The following is a 1,386-nucleotide window of genomic DNA, read 5'->3' as shown; positions in this document are numbered from 1 at the left end:
ACTGAGATTAATTTATAATAGTGAAATACATTTCTGCTTGTATATAGATTTTGAGATCATTAAAAAGAATCCTAAAATTTTGATTGGTCATTCTGATACAACAATTGGTCACTTAATGTGTTTTAAGGCAGGTCTTTCTAGCTTTTATGGACCGAGTTTACTCGCAGAATTTGCAAAAAATGGTGGTATGTTTGAGTATGCGAAGAACTGCGTTCAGAAGATGTTATTTGAAACTGATGTAGGAGGTGAAATCAAGATGTCTTGGAATTTGGGGAGTGAATACCTGCATTGCGACTATGAGTTATGTCATCAACGACGCTAAGTTGTGAAAAACGAAGGATCGAAGTGGTTGCAAGGAGGTGGGGGAATCACAGGACGATTGTTCGGAGCTTGCATTGAAGTGTTTGAGATGGCAAAAGGGATGAGTCTTTGGTCTAAAATTGGAAAGAGGTGATGTTATTTTTTGAGATGTCTGAGCATCAATCAGATCCCACTTTGTTGAAGTACTGGCTTCAAAATGATGGGTCAATGGGGAGTTTGCAACAAGTAAGAGGGATTTTGTTTGGGAAGCCGTACGATGAGAAGGATGAGTATGAGGTGGTCATTTATCAGGTCGTGATTGAGGAGCTTGGCTTACGTGATTGAATGATGGGTTACGATTTGAATTTTGGTCATAACTCACCGATGATGATTTTACCTTATGGCGGATTAGTAGAAATTGATGCCGATTGACAAAAAAATTTACTGTTAGAAGCATCTGTTCGAGTTTAAATTTCGACATTTATAAGAGGTTTTGAGTTTAAAATAGGTTATTTTTTTATTTGTGTACGTTTTCACAATGTTTCATTGAATATTTTTTCACAAAATCATTGTTCATTAATTCACAACATGCTATAATAAGTTCATCAAGGAAAGAAAAAATGAAATGTGCGAAAGGGGTTTTCTAGCATGAGAACTGAGAAAGAATTTATCAACTATATCACTGAGTGTCCAACAAACGTAAAAATTAGAGGGAATCGTCAAAATATCATTTTAACTTGTGAAGAAACAGAAGTAAAATTCCCGGTAGTTGATCATATTTATACACGATTTGTGTGCTCTTTATCACATGCAGAAGTACTATCAACAGGACGTTTAGAAGAATTGAGTGAGCAAGTTTTACAAGCATTAGCAAACGCTGTAACAGGACGTCGTGAATCTAGTTTTGACGTTACGTTCGAAGCATAAAAATAAAATAAAGGAAGAAGAGCAGATGGAGTTAAGGGCTCTTCTTTTTCTTGTTTATCTCATCATTTTTTTATGAAAAACAGGGGATAATAAATTATAAAAAATGGAAATTTAGAGTGAGCGATTGAAAGAAATTTATGGTTTAGTTGCGGTTGATTT

At 35.0% G+C, this 1,386-nt stretch carries 4 protein-coding genes; all 4 read left to right on the top strand.

The window, feature by feature from the left end; genetic code table 11:
* A partial coding sequence (locus tag QWC74_RS06735; RefSeq protein ID WP_288993952.1) for an LD-carboxypeptidase occupies nucleotides 1-322 on the top strand: 322 nt, incomplete at its 5' end.
* Nucleotides 323-325: 3 nt separating this feature from the next.
* Nucleotides 326-454 carry a hypothetical protein gene (locus QWC74_RS06730; protein WP_006785498.1) on the top strand — a complete coding sequence of 43 codons (129 nt, stop codon included), beginning with the start codon at nucleotides 326-328 and terminating at the stop codon, nucleotides 452-454.
* Complete coding sequence (locus QWC74_RS06725) at nucleotides 454-645, top strand: hypothetical protein (RefSeq protein ID WP_006785499.1); 192 nt, start codon at nucleotides 454-456, stop codon at nucleotides 643-645. The genes QWC74_RS06730 and QWC74_RS06725 overlap by 1 nt, the downstream gene beginning before the upstream one ends.
* 303 nt (nucleotides 646-948) lie before the next feature.
* Nucleotides 949-1,227 (top strand): hypothetical protein, encoded by a 279-nt coding sequence (locus tag QWC74_RS06720; RefSeq protein ID WP_006785500.1) that lies wholly within the window; start codon nucleotides 949-951, stop codon nucleotides 1,225-1,227.
* Nucleotides 1,228-1,386: the final 159 nt, after the last annotated feature.

The organism is uncultured Turicibacter sp. (genome assembly GCF_938044715.1).
GTDB classification, from domain to species: domain Bacteria; phylum Bacillota_I; class Bacilli_A; order MOL361; family Turicibacteraceae; genus Turicibacter; species Turicibacter sanguinis.
Note: the sequence above shows the minus strand (reverse complement) of the source record. Positions and strands in the feature narration are given on the sequence as shown.

What these genes read in the sequence shown, in the direction of transcription:
- QWC74_RS06720 (WP_006785500.1), top strand. Translation starts at nt 949, where the DNA reads ATGAGAACTGAGAAAGAATTTATCAACTATATCACTGAGTGTCCAACA.
- QWC74_RS06725 (WP_006785499.1), top strand. Translation starts at nt 454, where the DNA reads ATGTTATTTTTTGAGATGTCTGAGCATCAATCAGATCCCACTTTGTTG.